Here is a 285-nt window from a genome sequence, read left to right as displayed (position 1 = left end):
AACGAGGTCTATTCCAGTACGGACCAGCCGGTGCTCCAACTGGGCGCTGGGATCAACGTGGCGTCGCTGAGGGTAACGGCGGCGTCAAACGGCACAGGGCTGGTGCTAACTGATGGCGTATCGGGTGACCAGATCACGCTGGACAGCATGCTAGTGAACAGCCAGTACGGCGTGCAACGAGTGCAGTTCGCGGACGGCACGACATTCTCCGCAGCTCAACTCGTGGCAATGACCCGCAGTATCGTCGGGACCACTGGCAACGACGCGCTTACGGGCACGCCCGGT

The 285-nt window shown here is 62.1% G+C and carries 1 protein-coding gene; it reads left to right on the top strand.

Annotated elements, in window-relative coordinates; all coding sequences use genetic code 11:
- Positions 1–30: 30 nt before the first annotated feature.
- Positions 31–285: calcium-binding protein (locus PQQ51_RS34430; protein ID WP_408501639.1), on the top strand; the 255-nt coding region annotated here is incomplete at its 3' end.

Origin of the sequence: Paraburkholderia xenovorans, assembly GCF_046030735.1 — a bacterium.
GTDB lineage: Bacteria > Pseudomonadota > Gammaproteobacteria > Burkholderiales > Burkholderiaceae > Paraburkholderia > Paraburkholderia xenovorans_A.
The sequence above is the reverse complement of the archived record's forward strand: the minus strand, read 5'-3'. Positions and strand labels throughout refer to the sequence as shown.